This is a genomic window from Paenibacillus sp. 3LSP (genome assembly GCF_032465655.1).
Classification (GTDB): domain Bacteria; phylum Bacillota; class Bacilli; order Paenibacillales; family Paenibacillaceae; genus Fontibacillus; species Fontibacillus barengoltzii.
In genome coordinates, this window is sequence record NZ_JAWDJI010000194.1 from 1 (window position 1) to 14,780 (window position 14,780).

Below are 14,780 nucleotides of genomic sequence, written 5' to 3' on the forward strand. Positions count from 1 at the left end.
TTTCGATGTGAGTGAACCGATGCCTCTTTAGTAACATTTTAACTGAGTGATCGCGGGCAGTTGATTCAGATCGGGCTGATGGTCTATCATGATGGAAGACACCTCTTCTGTCTGGTAGTGATGGCTTGACACTCTCACTTTACCAAACGAAGTGGTGTTTTTCTATTTTGGCAAGCTGGCTATTCAACAGACCGTAAGACCGTTCTACAACTGGTTTTACATTGATTTTCTAGGTGCGAAAGTTGAGTCATTACGAACAACGAAACCTATTTTTTTCGTGAAGAGAGTCAGCTCAATGAATTGAGCCATGTGATTCTTCCCCAATTCCGTGATAAAAAATGTATTCGGATTTGGAGCGCCGCGTGCTCCACGGGAGAAGAACCTTACAGCTTGGCGATGACCATCGCAGAATCAGGCATTGTACCGCTAAAGTCTGTACATATCATTGCAACCGACATTAATCGAAAGGTTCTGCAAATCGCAAGACGCGGGTGGTACCCTAAGAATTCGTTATGCTTCCGCCGGACTCCTAAGGAGATGTTGGACAGGTATTTTATTCCGCAAGATGATGGATTTCAAATCAAGGGCTTCATCAAAGACAGGATTGAATTCCGGTATGCGAATCTCTTAAATGACCAGGATTTGGCGCCGGTCGAAAAAGTCGATATCCTTTTTTGCAGAAATGTGCTCATTTATTTCGATTCGGAAGCCACGCGACGGGTCATAGCGAAGTTTGACCGTTTATTAAATCCGGGGGGCTATTTATTTCTGGGACATGCCGAAACGCTCACAGGCATGAACACCAATTTCGAGACGATTCATGCTCATTCGACATTTTACTACCGAAAGCGGAGCAATGATTCGGGAGTTCATCATTTGGACGAGACTTTATCACAGGGAGGCAAAGCGAATTGAGTCGGTACGGTGTGCTCATCGTCGATGATTCCGCCTTTATGAGGAAGGCGATCAGCACCTTGTTCGAGAAGGATCCTGATTTTTTTATCGTGGGAATCGCCCGCAACGGCCTTGAAGCCATCGAAAAGATAGAGCGTTTCAAACCGGACTTCGTTACGATGGATGTGGAAATGCCGGAGATGGACGGAATCACCGCCTTGGAATTCATCATGAAGCATCATCCGGTATCGGTCGTGATGCTGAGCGAACTGACCAGCAAAGGAGCAGAAGCAACGCTAACGGCGTTGCAATTGGGCGCGGTAGATTTTTTCCCGAAAAGCTCTTTGATCAAGGACCCGATCGATCCGAAAATGATAGACGATTTTCTGATGAGGGTAAAGGCCGCCGCCAGCGCGAAATTGCCGATCAGAAACCATATTGCGTCTGCGAAAGAAATAGCGGCAGAAAAAAAGAGAAAGGGGGCCGCTGCCGTTGAACTGCTTATGATCGGATGCTCTACAGGCGGACCGTCGGCTATCCAATCCATTCTGCCCCGGTTTACAACCGACTTTCCTGCGGGAATTGTCGTTATCCAGCATATGCCGCCGGGATTTACCAAACCGTTGGCGGACCGTTTCAACACCATTTGTAATTTGCAGGTGAAAGAAGCGGGGGATGGCGATGTTGTGAAGCCAGGGGTTATCTATATTGCGCCTGCGGGGTATCAAGCCTTGTTTCAAAAAACAAATGACGGAAAGACGATTCTCAAAATCGTAGAGGATGACGGCAGATTGTACAAGCCGTCGATTGATGTTTCGCTTCAGTCCGCAGCTCCGATTTACCGCGATCGCTTGTTGGCCGTTATTCTTACCGGAATGGGGTCGGACGGGTTAATCGGCTGCGGTGAAGTGAAGCGGCAACAAGGTCATGTGATCGTTGAATCCGAAGAATCGTGTATCGTCTATGGAATGCCTAAAGTGGTTTATGAGGCGGGATACGCCGACCGGCAAGTCGCTTTGCCTCATATTTATCAAGAGATCCTATCTTTTATTTAGGACGATTTCTGTTCATGACTCGGTAACATTGCAAGGAGGTTCTAAATATGGAAAAAGAAAAGGAAATCCTCACACCTGAAGAAATCGAGGAAATTATCCGCAAATTGGAGCAAATCGATACATCAGATTCGGCGGGAGTGGAGTGAAATCGTTCAAGATCAACGTTGATCGGTACGTATAAAAATGTGATTTTTCGCCCGCCGGGATTTCCGGCGGACGAAAACAATCGCATCAATTCCGTTTGCTTAAAACATCCACGGCCAAAATGGCGTTGGCCACTTGTTCTGCCGTGATTTCACGGGAAAGGTTGTTCATCGTTTCATTCGGCGCCGTGGCGGCCTCGCCGACTTTCAGCAGCTCCTCAAAAGTCACATTCTCCAAATGCAGTTCCTCTAAAGTTGTCGGTAGACCGAGCTCCCGGTAAAAGTTAATGTACTTAACGATCTCCTCTTCGGGGTGAAGCTCAAGCACCAACTGAACAAGCGTTCCGTAAGCTACTTTTTCGCCATGCGTTAAATGATGGATTTCGCCGGACAACACCGTCAATCCGTTATGAATCGCATGCGCGCCCGCTAGGCCGCCGCTTTCAAACCCAAGACCAGACAGCAGCGTATTGGCTTCGATCACCGCTTCGACGTGCTTGGTCACCAACCCTTTTTGCACGGCTTTATAGGCGGGAATTCCGTATTGGAACAATGTTTCTTCGCATGCCTTGGCGATGGCTTGCGCGGCGATGCTAGGTTTCCCGCCGGACATCGCGGTGCCGCCGCTTTTGACCGTAGCGCGCACTTCAATCCATGTCGCCATCGCGTCGGCAATGCCGGAAGCGAACAAGCGGGCCGGAGCTTTGGCCACGATGGCGGTGTCGACCAGGACGAGATCGGGATTTTTGTTGAAGAACCGGTAGGACTCGAACACGCCTTCGTCGCTGTAAATGACGGAGAGAGCGCTGGTCGGTGCGTCGGTCGAAGCCGTTGTCGGGACAATCACCACTTTAGTCTTAAGCTCATCCGCCACGACTTTGGAGGTATCCAGCGTTTTGCCTCCGCCTATCCCGATGACAAAATCAACCGATTGCGCTTGTCCTTCCTCGGCAATACGGCGTATTTCATTAACGGAGGCTTCGCCGTTGAATAAAACAAAATGATGTTCAATCTGCTCCGACGATAAGCTTTGGGTCACCGTTTCTTGGGTAATGCGCCAAACGACATCATCGGCGATCACGAGCGGTTTACGTCCCAACGCTTTGACGTATTTCCCCAAATCCCGCAAAGCGCCTTGACCTTGGATATACTTGTTGGGTGAAACAAAAACGATGTTTGCCATGTAGCTCTCCTCCTGCAACATTATAAATTCATCTTTCATTAATATCGCCTGCGCTTGGAAGAATATGCATTTTTAACATAATAACATAACAGACGGGGAAAGGCGCCCTTTAGAAAAGAGTTTATAAAATTTTAAATAAATTGCTTGAAAAATCTCCCTTCCCCATTACAATCCTAATTGATAATGAGTTTCAATATCATTTAGGACAAACAATAGGGGGAGAAGGGGAATTATGTTGAAATTCAGCAAAACGTTTCTAAGTATGATCCTTATTTTGATGATCGCCGCTTTGGTCGGCTGCGCAGCCGGCGGACTGGCAAAAGGGACTTCCGATACCGGCAGCCAGGCTGGCGCAGCCGTCGATTCGAATCAAGCGAAGAGCGGCGGAACGGACGCGGCTGGGGAAGAGATCCGGGTCGTCAAGCACGCCATGGGCGAAACGGAGATCAAAGGAACGCCTAAAAGGATCGTAACCTTGTTCCAGGGAGCCACCGATGTGGCCGTTTCGCTTGGAGTGAAGCCGGTCGGCGTGGTGGAATCCTGGGTGCAGCAGCCTATCTACGAATATTTGCGGGCCGATCTGGAGGGCGTAGCGATCGTCGGTCAAGAGACGCAGCCGAATCTGGAAGAGATACATAAACTTCAGCCTGATCTGATCATTGCCACGAAGACGCGGCACGAGGATGTTTACGAACAGTTGTCGCAAATCGCACCGACGGTCATGACGGAAACGCTTTTTGACTGGAAAGAAACGCTGAAGACGGCAGGTGAGGCGTTGAATCTCAAGGACAAATCCGATCAGTTGCTCGCCGATTGGGATGCGAGAGTAGCCGACTTCAAGCAGAAGATGGGCGACCGCTTGCCGATCGAGGTAACGATCACCAATTTCAGAGCCGATCAGGTACGGATTTTCTATATGGGCTACGCGGGGAAAATTCTCAAAGAGCTTGGCTTTACAAGACCTCCCGGACATGATCAAGACATCTGGGGCGTTCAACTCGCTTCCAAAGAGAGCATCCCGGATATGAATGCCGACATCATCTTCAACTTCAATTCCGGCACCGATACCGAAGCGATTCAGAAAAACTATGAGGAATGGACGAAGAGCAAGCTATGGGCCAATCTGGACGCAGTTAAGAACGGCAAGCTCGTTCAGGTGGACGAAGTGGTGTGGAACAGCGCCGGCGGCTACAAGACGGCCAATATGCTGCTCGACGATCTGTACGAATATTTCGAGCTGAATTAATCGCAAGCAGGAAGGCCTGCCTTGAACAGGCAGGCTTTTTGCCGCATTTTAAATGACGAAGAAGAAAGAGTGAGGAAATGTTTCCGCTTTTTGCACGGGAAAAATCGAAGCTGTTGGGGCTGGCGGCGCTGCTCGTTCTGCTTGTTGCGTCATGTGCCGCCAGCATGATCTTCGGCCGCACGGAAATTACGATTTCCACGGCGGTGGAGGCGTTCAGGAATTATGACGAAGAATCCGTCGAACATATCGTACTGCATACCGAGCGGCTACCGCGGACGGTTATTGCCGCTGTCGTAGGGGCCGGCCTGGCGGTTGCCGGAGCGCTCATGCAGGCATTGACCCGCAATTCGCTGGCGTCGCCGAGTGTGTTCGGGATTAACGCCGGAGCGATTTTTTTCATCGTGCTGGCGGTCGTGCTGCTGTCGGTGTCCTCGTTAAAGGCGATGATGTGGTTCGGCTTTGCCGGAGCGGCGATTGCGGCGGTGATCGTCTATGCGCTCGGCTCCATCGGGCGGGACGGCTTAACGCCGATCAAAATCGTGCTGGCGGGCACGGCGATTACGGCTTTGTTCTCATCCTTCACGCAGGCCGTGCTCGTTCTGGACGGGACGGGGCTAGAGGATGTGCTGTTCTGGCTGGCCGGCTCCGTCAGCGGGCGGACGCTGGAGATGCTCTATCCGGTTCTGCCGTATATGGCTTTGGCGGTGCTAACCGCTCTCTTCATGGGCCGGGCGATCAACCTGATGTTGACCGGCGATGATATTGCCAAAGGCATGGGGCAGAACGTCGTGCTGGTCAAAACGCTGATGGGGGCCGTCATTGTGCTTCTTGCCGGAGGTTCGGTGGCCGTCGCCGGCTCGATCGGTCTCGTCGGACTCATCGTGCCCCATATGATGCGCGCCCTGGTCGGGAACGACTATCGCTGGCTCATTCCTTACTCGCTCGTAGGGGGAGCGGTACTGCTGCTATGGTCCGATGTAGCCGCCCGGTTGGTCATTCTGCCGGACGAACTTCCGCTTGGCGTCGTGACCGCCTTGATTGGCGGGCCGTTCTTCATCTATATCGCCCGCAAGGGGGTGACGAAGATATGAAGGAAACGATCATGGTTCGCAGCAAAAAAGATACCGTATCTTTCCTGATCGAGCGCAAGGCGGCGCTCGCCATTGCCATGCTAGCCGTCCTGGTTCTGCTCGCCGCTGTGGCCGGACCAAGCCTAGGCGGCGACATCCTGTCTCCGCTGGAAGTGCTCCGGACGATCTTGGGGCTAAACGCCGGGGAGCATGATTTCGTCGTGCTCACGCTGAGACTGCCGCGGGTGCTGCTGTCCCTGCTTGTCGGCGCAGCGCTGGGCATGTCCGGCGCCATCCTGCAGGGGGTCATCCGCAACCCGCTCGCATCTCCGGATGTCATCGGCATCACCGGAGGCGCGGCGGTGGCGGCGGTCGGTTTCGTCTCGCTGCTGGGAGACGCGCTCAGCATCAAGCTGCTGCCGGCGTTCGCGGTTGCCGGCGCCATTACGGCTTCGCTGAATTTCGTAATCCGAAGCTGCCTCTTTCACCACTCGCTCATAGTGATCGATGCTCAAAATGCCGATGGCCATTTGGTTGCTGGATAGCCGCAGGCTCTTCCCCTCCAATAACGCCCGATTCAAGGCGTCGCGAATCGCGGATTGCGTAGGCACGACGCGAAAGGCGGGGATGCCAAGCTCGACCAGTTGCTGATAGACGGAGGTGAGGCAAGTCACAGTGGCATGAACGAGTCCCCGGCTCCACAGATCGTAGTGAAAGGCGATCAAATCTTCATGATGGATTCCCGTACTGTACGGTTTGACATAAATTCGCCGATGCAGCAGTCCCAGCTCATCGAGTTGTTCCTCCAATTCATGCTGTAAGAGCACGTCTGCACTGATGCGGATTTCCTCCTCCAGATCGAACAAGCGGCTCCGATAAAAATCAAACAACACCTTATATAACGCCGTCCCGGAATATTGCACATGCAGCATCGGAACGCCAGGTTCACGATCCAGCGCGAGATGATAGGGGATCGGTCCCGTAAATAACAGAATGTCCGCCTGCTCCCGGACGCGGGCGACGACCTCTAACGTTTCCTGCTCATGCGAATAGGGAGTTGGAATCATCGTGAACTCCTGAAACACGCTGCCCACTTCGACGACCTTATCCACCAGATCACTTGGACCAATCACTGCGACATTCAGATTCACGGACGATATGCACCTCCGCCGAAGAATTGATGTGTCACTTCGAGATAGGACAACCACGTTAACTCCAAGACCTGATCGCCAAAATATTCAAACGAGACGAATCCGCCATACTCCAGCTCCACCAGCCTTTGCAGAATCGCACGCTGGTCGCTGTCTCCCTGCAGCACGGGAACGGGGACGCTTTGAGCCCAGTCGTGGTGGTTCCACTTGTAGTTTTTGACATGGACATGCGTGATTCGGGGGTAAAACTTCTCTAGGGCCGGCAGCGGATCCAACTGATCCACGAAAAAATTAAACCCGTCGTAAATCAGCTCCACAACCAGTCCGCCAAGCTCGAGCAATGCAGCGATACTCTCTTCGGTATCAGCCAGCGTATTGTTATGCGTTTCGACAGCCAGGCGAATGCCAAGCTGCGAGCAAACCTCCGAGGCGGCACACAACCCGGATTGGACTTGCTGCCATAACATAGCATCTGCCTTACAAGAGGGCAGGTGACCGGCGAACGCACGGACCCTGGGGCATTCCAGCTCGGCCGCCCAGCGCGCTGCCCTTTGGATATTCTGAAGATCTTGATCCGAAGCCCGTTCGCCTTTGGAAAAAGCAGCATATGTGCTGATTGCCGGCACAACAAGCCGGTGCGCTGTGAGCTGCTGCCTTAGCTCAGGAAGCGAGCCGCCGTTGTCCAAATACGCCTCAAGATGACCGTCCCACAACTCAACGCCGTGAAGCTGCAGTTGGGTTGCTGCTTCCAGCACCTTTTCGAGGATCATCCCTTTGAGTCCGGTGGAGCAGATGCTGAACTTCATCGCGGGGGTTCCTGCGTTATTGATCAACCTGCTCCGCCCCCTCCTCCTGCGATCGGTACACCGCCTCCAGAACAGAAATCACCGATTTGGCGTATTCACCGGAGCACTCCGGCTCAGCGCGATGCTCAATCGCCTCCAGCAGATCATCCAGCTGTGCGGCGAACGGCTCTTTAGCGTCTTCGGGCTTGAAATCCTCCGTCAGCTCGTAGTGCCCGTCACGGCTGATCCATAGTCCCTGGTGAGAAACCAGCCTGGCCATTCCGCCAGTAAAAATCAACTCCGTCTCATCTTTCGCCACGCCGGGATAACCGGATTGTACGATCACTGCACCGAGGCCGCCTTCCGTTTCTGCCAGGACTACACCGCTGCCTTCCACATTGCCGATGGGTGCTTCGTAGCTTAGGACTGCCTTGACCTTGGTTATCCGGCTGCCAGTGAGCCACTGGATTTTGTCGACCGAGTGGGCGCCTAAATTCATCAGGATGCCGCCTCCAGCCTTCTCCTTCTCCATGAACCAACGCGGCCTGTCTTCCTCGAAGTAGGACTTATGCCGAGTGTCGTGAATGGCCACCAGCTTGCCCAACCGCCCGCTTTCGATCAGGGCCTTCGCTTGCCGATTCGCTGGCAAATAGTGCTGTGTGTGCCCGACCAAGAGCGTGACGCCCGCTTCCTTCACTGCGTTTAGAATAACGTCGCAGGACGCGGAGGTTAGTGCCATCGGCTTCTCCAGCAGCAGATGGCTGCCGTTCGCCGCGCAGAAGACGGCACAGTCCTCGTGCAGATGGTGCGGCAGTGCAATAATGGCGATGTCCGGCTGTTCCTGAATGATCAACTCCCGATAGTCGTCGTACCATCTTAAGGCGTATTCCTTTGCCACGGCCCGCCCCCTGCTCTCATCCGGCTCCGCTACCGCCACCGCAGTCAGCCGCTCCGGCCCCAGCTGCCGAATCGCGTCCAAATGATGGCGCGCAATGCCGCCGGCCCCGATCAATGCAACCCGGTAACGCATAAGCTCACTCCTTTTCACCCTACTTAATGCCAGCAGAATTACTGCCTTGGCAGAATTCCGCTGCCCTACTTAATGCCAGCAGAATTACTGCCTTGCACAAAATATTTCTCCGCAAACAAGAAAACGAGCAGGATCGGGATCAGGCTCATCAACGCGGCGGCGACCATATATTGTTCATTACCCGACCATTGGCCAGCCATCGACAAAATGCCGATCGGAAGCGTAAAGTTTTCTTTCGAGGTTAAGAAGATCGCCGGAGACAATATTTCGTTCCACTTCGTCATAAACGTGAATACAGCTAACGTCGCGAAGGTAGGCTTACACATCGGCATAAAGATCCGCCAATAAATTTGCATCGGGTTGCAGCCGTCCAGCCGGGCCGACTCCTCATAATCCCGAGGGATGCCCAGAAAGGCTTGCCGCATCAGAAAAATACCAAACGGCTGGGCCAGCCATTCGATAATCCAGAGCGGCGTCAGCGTATCAAGTAAATGCAGCGACTTGAAAATGACGAACTGCGGAATGATCAGAACGACCGGCGGAATCATCATGGTGCCGAGAACGACAAGGAACAGGGTATTTTTGAAAGGAAACTTGAGCCGGGCAAACGCGAACGCCACCATCGAGCAGGAGATCAGCGCGCCAATCACCGACAGCACCGTGATGATCACACTATTCATCGTATACTGACCAAACGAACCAAGCTTCCACACTTCGGCATAATTGCTCCACTGTACCGGCGATGGCAGCCATTCCGGTGGAAATTTGGTGTATTGGGCATAGCTTTTTAAGGAGTTAAACACGGTCGTCAGAAAAGGCAGGAACATAATCAACGAGCTGCAAATGATAACGAGGTAACCGGCAATTTTTTTCTTCTTCATTCGTAATGCACCCACTTTTTCTGCAGCGTCATTTGGACGACCGTCAGCAAGAACAGAATCACGAACAGCACCCAGGCAATGGCGGAAGCATATCCCATGCGCAGGAACGAGAAGCCCTCCTGATACAAGTAGATCATCAGCACCAGACTCGCTTTGTTAGGCCCGCCTGCGGACGAAGCATCCATCGCCCCGCCGGTCATGACGTAGATTTGCTCAAACGCCTGGAACGTCGAGATCGTACTCATGATCAGCACCAGGAAGGTCGTGCTTGAAATGAGCGGAACCGTAATCCGGCGAAACTTCTGGATCGTCCCCGCTCCGTCGATTTCAGCCGCCTCGTACACCTCAGAGGGGACGTTTTGCAGTCCGGCCAAATAGATCACCATAATGTAGCCAATGCCCTTCCACACCGCGATGAGCACAAGCAGCGGGATGACGAGATGCTCATCCTGGAGCCATTTTTGCGGACTTAGGCCGATCGCTTGCAGCAGTGAATTGGCAAAGCCAAACCGCGGGTTAAACACCGCATCCGATACGTACATAATGACCGTCCAAGAGGAGATGACCGGCAAAAAATGCGCCAGCCGAAACAACTTCAACGCCCGCAGCTTCTGGTTTAACGCCACCGCCAGAACGAGAGCAAAAAAGGTTTGCAACGGCACAAACAAAATCGTGAAATAGACGGTGTTCCACAGCGCCTTCCAGAAGACCGGCTCGTTCAGCAGCTTGGTGTAGTTGTCCAATCCGGTCCATTTCGGAGGATTCAGGATGTCATACTCTGAGAAGCTGAAATACAAGGAGGCTAGCAGCGAACCGAATACAAACACGAGAAAATGAATGATATAGGGGGTCACCATCAGGAGCCCCCATTTGCCGTCATGATGCAAGCGACTTCGTCTTTTGCGAATCGGAGGAGACTCTACCTGCGTCAAGTCTCCCGTCCGAAGTTCCACCGTTTTTTCAACCATGTTCATCACGCTTTCTTATGGAAATGTACAACCCGGCTTATTACTTATAAAATTCGTCCAGCACCTGCTGCACATCCTTATCCGCCTGAGTTAACGCCTCATCGACGCTGATCTCTCCTTCGAAAGCCCGGTTGATGCTGTCTCCAAATTTGCCGACCCATTCGCTCCAGACCGCGTTCACGTCCAACGTTCCGGCGAATTCGAAGCTGTCCAGGAACGCCTGCTTGTTGTCGGGCTTGCCGCTTAAGAATTGTTCGGAGTTGGCCACCGATTTTTTCACCGGTACCGCTTCGCCTAAGCTGGCCCATTCTTTTTGCACATCGTCCTCGGTGGCCCAATATTTCACCCATTCCCAAGCGGCCTCGCCCTTGGCGCCTTCCGCCTTCTTATTAATTACCCAGGAGTTGGCGATCACCGGGGAGAACCGCTTGCCGTCTGGTCCCTTCGGCAGCAAGGTCACGTCGTAATTCAGCTCCGCCGCATTCGCGTCAATCGTGCGAGCGTAGATCCCAATGCGCATTGCAGCCGCTTTGCTGGGGAAGGGGGCCATGTTGCTCTGAAAGCTTTTTAAATCGGAAGGTGTGGTTAACAGCTCACGCTGCATACCGTCTACGATCCATTCCATCGCCTGCTTGTTCTCCGGGGTATTGATAATCGACTTTGTCAGCGTTTCGTCCAGCACGCCGCCGCCGTAAGATTTCAGCACCGTCATCCAACCTTCCGTAATGCTGAAGAAGGTCAGGCCGTATTGGGCCACTTTGTTTTGGTCAAAAGCGGGATCGGTCGCATACACGCCATTCGAATCCTTGGTCAGCTTCTCCGCCGCTGCCTTGAGGTCGTCCCAGGTCCAGTCTTCGGTTGGATACTCCACTTTCGCCTCATCAAACATATCCTTGTTATAGTAGAGAACCGCAATTTGAATGCCCTGCGGGACCCCCCAATATTTCCCGTTTGCGTCTTTGTTAAAGTCGAGACCGTAATAGTCGTCCTTCTGCAAATCCCGTTCAATCCATTCGGTCAGATCCTTTAAAACACCGCGCTCCGCGTATTTCGGGACAAGCACACCATCGGATAACCAGAGGTCTGGCGCGCTCTCAGCGGCGATTTGTGTATCTAGCTTCTGGAAGAACTGATTATACGGTGAAGACTCCGTCTTGATCTTAATATTCGGATGCTTCTCCTGAAATTTGGCGATCAGCTCCTGCATCTTGGCATCGGTTTGTGCCGAGGAATAATAGCCTAGTCTCAGCTCCACCGGCTTGCCCGTCGTCTCCTGCGGCTGATTCTGCGGTTGCCCCTCGTCGCCGCCGTTGCTGGATTGAGCCCCGTTCCCTCCTCCGGAGCAAGCCGATACGACCAACATGAACGCCAATATGACGATAGCCCCTATGTTTTTCCGCTTTCTACCCAGACGTGCCATTTCCATCCCCCTTGCTTATTTCCACCCCGTGTAAGCTTTTTCAAGAATGTCGATGAGAGTGGTGTTGTGGTTATCTTCAAAGTAAAGGACGCTGAATTAGAGATCAACGTCCTTAAATCGCCCCAAATTCATGCGCACTAGACGTTAACGATATACGATCGGAGGGGGGATGCCGCCTTATGAGAACGGCGAACCAGCAGCACATCGCCGCAGAGGTGAACTCCGGCAAATTGATAACTGCGGGGCCCCTGGTGAGAAAATAACACCGCGTCCTCCTCGCCGTCATGGGTGATCGACAGGGCGGTCGCCAGTTCCTTGGGCACGGCCCGGCCGTAGCTGTCCTGTACGTCCAACGGGCGGATGACCGGCGGCGCCTCGCTCTGCCGCCGGGCGGGATACAACACCGTAACAAACTGCGTAAACCCTTGTCCGGATTGTCGAAGAATCACTCTGCAGGATGATGTTTTTTCGTTATAGTTCCGGGAAATCCAGCTGGGTTCCACGTCGATCTTCACCGGGTCAAGCGGGTAAATTCGCAGCACGGGTCCCTCGCCGCCGCCAGCGTCTCCGATAACGAGATGACCGTCCGCTTGAAACCGCACTTCAAGCCCTTCCGCCAAATGAAAGGGCAGCGCGTACGCATGCTCCGCATCCCCATGGGATCGGCAGGTGTCGACGACCACCCAATAGTCCGGCTTGACGAATAAGATTTGCCGCAGCACTTGAACCGGATGGGGCAAGCGCCAATAGCCGTCATGACCCCCTTGGGCATAATCGTATTCCGGCGTGGTCCGCCATACCTGACCCAGTGAACGGGCGACATGGTTCCACTTCCAGGAATCCACATATACCGAAATCGTCTGCCCGTCGACAGATACCGTATTATGCTGGAGCGATTCCTTAAAATATTGGCGATCCCGGTTCTCCATATAGGTGCAACGTCCCGGATCAACCAGAAACTCACGGCCGTAAGCAAACAAGCTGATGTGCAGGGCATCGTCATGACCGTGGGCCCGAATCACATCCATATGACCGTGATCAAACCAGAGGTAGCGGGCGGTCCGCTGCCAATCGCTGCGCATGAAGGCATACCCGCTTTGCGTCAGTTCTTTGGAGACGAAGTCCGGCGCTTTTACTTCAAGTTTCTCGTACAACTCGAACCCTTTTTGCGTGAAATACCAGATCCCATCGTAATCCAGCACGGAATAAGCTTGCGATTTCAGATCCCCCCGCCGGTACAGTACTGCCCCTCGCGCCAGCACATCGCGGATATCCGTGCTGTCGCTGTCGCTGAAGTTCGGCTGGCGGCCATCCGGCTGAACGATCGTCAGTGAGGCGGTGAACATGCGGTTTAAGGTATCGTGCAGCACCGAAGGTAACGAAATACGATTAAGCTCTGCAAGCCATACGGATTCAAACAAGCAATGCAACACCTCATGGTGGTACATGCTGCTTTGTTCATTTTGCAGGCCATCATCATAAACCTGGAGCTGACACATCTCAACCAGTCGTTCAATCGCGGTTTGCAGCCAGGTTGCGGCTTCCTCCACTTCAGGAAACAAGAGCGCCAGTTGAAACAGGCCGTTCGTTTCGAGGAATCCCCAGTTGCTTTGCCGGTCATGCGACGTATAAGCGATGCTCAGATACATGCCATGCCGACGGATCGCTTCGAGGAATAACGCTTCTTCTTCCGTCCCCCAATGTTTAGATCTGCGTACACAATAATAGCCTTTGAGCCAGTGGGTAATTCGGATGCCGCTGTCCAGCTTGCGCCAAGTGTCCTTGACGTTATAGCTCCGTCCGACGCTTTCCCGCACTTCGGCTTCCGTCAGCGGGTTTTGCGTCATCCAATCCTTCAGCAGACGAATATACGCCTGAGCGTACGATTCTTCGCCGGTTAACCAATACGCTTGCCCCAGCTCGCCCATGTACCGCGCCCGGTTCAGCATCACCAGCCATTCCAAATCTTCGTTATGTCGGTAATCCCAATTGATCCCGTTCTCGAAGGTTACCTCCTCTTCGCAGCGTTCCATATCCCAGCGATGGGTGAAAATAAACGTGTTCCGCGCAGCCAAGTCAGCCCGGTGCAACACTTGCTCCACTTCCTCGGGCCAATGCTTGCGGCAGGCGTCCACGATAAACGTTCGATCCTCTTCATTCCAATAGAAACGCGGTGTTTCCAAACTTCCTTGCTTTTTTAGTGCCATGGATTCTGTTTGCCTCCTCGTTCGGCTAAGGGATCTTAGCCGCTCTCAAGCCATACATGTTACTGACCTAACCACTGTTGCAGCCCAGCTTGGACAAACGGATCATCATTAAGATCAGGATATGCGCGATAGACGCGATCAATTTCTTCGATTTGTCCCGGCGACAGCTCTTCCTCCGGATCAAGACACCATCTTCCAGCCAGCAGGCCTTGGCGCCGCAGCACTTCATGAATGCCGGGAAGACAGCCCTTAAACCCATTGGCCGCGTCAAAAAAGGCCGCGTTCGCATCCGTAATTCGGATGCCACGGGTTAACAGCTCCGAAGGAATCGGGGCTCCGCTTTCACGGAGAGCGATGATCTCCTCCAGCAGCTCCACTGCTTTGGACGTCCATACAGCCCAGTGGCCCAGCAGGCCGCCGACGATCCGCTTCTCCACCATTTCCCCCGCGGCAGTGCGGCATTGATAGACCGTAAGCAAGTCGGCCACGATGTTATCGTCATTGCCCGTGTACAAGGCAATGTCATCCCGGCGGCTCGATTCGCATACCGCCCGTACGACATCCAGCGTTTGGTAACGGTTGAAGGGAGCGATTTTGATCGCCTTCACTCCCGGCAGCTCGGCGAGTTCGCGCCAAAACGCAAAGCTCAGCCGCCTGCCCCCCACGGACGGCTGCAAATAAAATCCGCAGACGGGAAGCACCGCCGAGATCGCTTCCGTGCGGCGGATCAGCTCCGCCTCGCTGCAA

14 protein-coding genes are annotated in these 14,780 nt (G+C 53.4%); 6 read left to right on the top strand and 8 right to left on the bottom strand.

Annotated elements, in window-relative coordinates:
* Nucleotides 1-249: 249 nt before the first annotated feature.
* Together RW092_RS16525 and RW092_RS16530 are read left to right on the top strand one after the other, a co-directional pair.
* The gene (locus RW092_RS16525) at nucleotides 250-915 is read left to right on the top strand and encodes a CheR family methyltransferase (RefSeq protein WP_316010719.1); all 666 of its coding nucleotides are present in this window, start codon (nucleotides 250-252) and stop codon (nucleotides 913-915) included.
* On the top strand, nucleotides 912-1,949 hold the full coding sequence (locus RW092_RS16530) for a protein-glutamate methylesterase/protein-glutamine glutaminase (RefSeq protein ID WP_316010711.1): 1,038 nt from the start codon (nucleotides 912-914) through the stop codon (nucleotides 1,947-1,949). Before RW092_RS16525 ends, RW092_RS16530 begins: the two co-directional genes overlap by 4 nt.
* A 231-nt stretch (nucleotides 1,950-2,180) precedes the next feature.
* On the opposite strand, the gene RW092_RS16535 is transcribed toward RW092_RS16530, so the two are convergent.
* Nucleotides 2,181-3,275, bottom strand: coding sequence for a glycerol dehydrogenase (locus tag RW092_RS16535; protein ID WP_260069704.1), 1,095 nt, complete (start codon nucleotides 3,273-3,275; stop codon nucleotides 2,181-2,183).
* A gap of 232 nt (nucleotides 3,276-3,507) precedes the next feature.
* Here RW092_RS16535 and RW092_RS16540 point away from each other — a divergent pair, with 232 nt between their 5' ends.
* The 4 genes from RW092_RS16540 to RW092_RS16555 all read left to right on the top strand — a co-directional run bounded on the left by RW092_RS16540 (nucleotide 3,508) and on the right by RW092_RS16555 (nucleotide 6,412).
* Nucleotides 3,508-4,521, top strand: coding sequence for an ABC transporter substrate-binding protein (locus RW092_RS16540; protein WP_316010712.1), 1,014 nt, complete (start codon nucleotides 3,508-3,510; stop codon nucleotides 4,519-4,521).
* Nucleotides 4,522-4,598: 77 nt separating this feature from the next.
* Nucleotides 4,599-5,612 (top strand): FecCD family ABC transporter permease, encoded by a 1,014-nt coding sequence (locus RW092_RS16545; protein ID WP_316010713.1) that lies wholly within the window; start codon nucleotides 4,599-4,601, stop codon nucleotides 5,610-5,612.
* Between the two features lie 77 nt (nucleotides 5,613-5,689).
* Nucleotides 5,690-6,136, top strand: a complete 447-nt coding sequence (locus RW092_RS16550; protein ID WP_316010714.1) for an iron chelate uptake ABC transporter family permease subunit — start codon at nucleotides 5,690-5,692, stop codon at nucleotides 6,134-6,136.
* Nucleotides 6,137-6,190: 54 nt separating this feature from the next.
* Nucleotides 6,191-6,412 (top strand): hypothetical protein, encoded by a 222-nt coding sequence (locus tag RW092_RS16555; protein WP_316010715.1) that lies wholly within the window; start codon nucleotides 6,191-6,193, stop codon nucleotides 6,410-6,412.
* Between the two features lie 326 nt (nucleotides 6,413-6,738).
* Here the strand turns inward: RW092_RS16555 and RW092_RS16560 are convergent, their stop codons facing one another.
* From RW092_RS16560 to RW092_RS16590, 7 genes are all read right to left on the bottom strand, one after another.
* Complete coding sequence (locus RW092_RS16560) at nucleotides 6,739-7,575, bottom strand: sugar phosphate isomerase/epimerase family protein (RefSeq protein ID WP_316010716.1); 837 nt, start codon at nucleotides 7,573-7,575, stop codon at nucleotides 6,739-6,741.
* Nucleotides 7,565-8,557 (bottom strand): Gfo/Idh/MocA family protein, encoded by a 993-nt coding sequence (locus RW092_RS16565; protein ID WP_016312585.1) that lies wholly within the window; start codon nucleotides 8,555-8,557, stop codon nucleotides 7,565-7,567. The genes RW092_RS16560 and RW092_RS16565 overlap by 11 nt, the downstream gene beginning before the upstream one ends.
* Before the next feature lie 65 nt (nucleotides 8,558-8,622).
* Nucleotides 8,623-9,438 (bottom strand): carbohydrate ABC transporter permease, encoded by an 816-nt coding sequence (locus tag RW092_RS16570; RefSeq protein WP_016312586.1) that lies wholly within the window; start codon nucleotides 9,436-9,438, stop codon nucleotides 8,623-8,625.
* Nucleotides 9,435-10,406, bottom strand: coding sequence for a carbohydrate ABC transporter permease (locus RW092_RS16575; RefSeq protein WP_316010720.1), 972 nt, complete (start codon nucleotides 10,404-10,406; stop codon nucleotides 9,435-9,437). Before RW092_RS16575 ends, RW092_RS16570 begins: the two co-directional genes overlap by 4 nt.
* Before the next feature lie 40 nt (nucleotides 10,407-10,446).
* Nucleotides 10,447-11,826, bottom strand: coding sequence for an ABC transporter substrate-binding protein (locus RW092_RS16580; RefSeq protein WP_316010717.1), 1,380 nt, complete (start codon nucleotides 11,824-11,826; stop codon nucleotides 10,447-10,449).
* Nucleotides 11,827-11,963: 137 nt separating this feature from the next.
* A complete protein-coding gene (locus RW092_RS16585; protein WP_316010718.1) occupies nucleotides 11,964-14,033 on the bottom strand; it encodes an alginate lyase family protein in 2,070 nt (689 codons plus the stop codon).
* 59 nt (nucleotides 14,034-14,092) lie between these two features.
* The coding region (locus tag RW092_RS16590; protein ID WP_410055544.1) for a dihydrodipicolinate synthase family protein at nucleotides 14,093-14,780 on the bottom strand (688 nt) is incomplete at its 5' end.

Coding starts and splice junctions, on each gene's coding strand:
- RW092_RS16535 (WP_260069704.1), bottom strand. CDS start 3,275: ATGGCAAACATCGTTTTTGTTTCACCCAACAAGTATATCCAAGGTCAA.
- RW092_RS16540 (WP_316010712.1), top strand. CDS start 3,508: ATGTTGAAATTCAGCAAAACGTTTCTAAGTATGATCCTTATTTTGATG.
- RW092_RS16585 (WP_316010718.1), bottom strand. CDS start 14,033: ATGGCACTAAAAAAGCAAGGAAGTTTGGAAACACCGCGTTTCTATTGG.
- RW092_RS16570 (WP_016312586.1), bottom strand. CDS start 9,438: ATGAAGAAGAAAAAAATTGCCGGTTACCTCGTTATCATTTGCAGCTCG.
- RW092_RS16575 (WP_316010720.1), bottom strand. CDS start 10,406: ATGGTTGAAAAAACGGTGGAACTTCGGACGGGAGACTTGACGCAGGTA.
- RW092_RS16580 (WP_316010717.1), bottom strand. CDS start 11,826: ATGGCACGTCTGGGTAGAAAGCGGAAAAACATAGGGGCTATCGTCATA.
- RW092_RS16565 (WP_016312585.1), bottom strand. CDS start 8,557: ATGCGTTACCGGGTTGCATTGATCGGGGCCGGCGGCATTGCGCGCCAT.
- RW092_RS16550 (WP_316010714.1), top strand. CDS start 5,690: ATGCTAGCCGTCCTGGTTCTGCTCGCCGCTGTGGCCGGACCAAGCCTA.
- RW092_RS16545 (WP_316010713.1), top strand. CDS start 4,599: ATGTTTCCGCTTTTTGCACGGGAAAAATCGAAGCTGTTGGGGCTGGCG.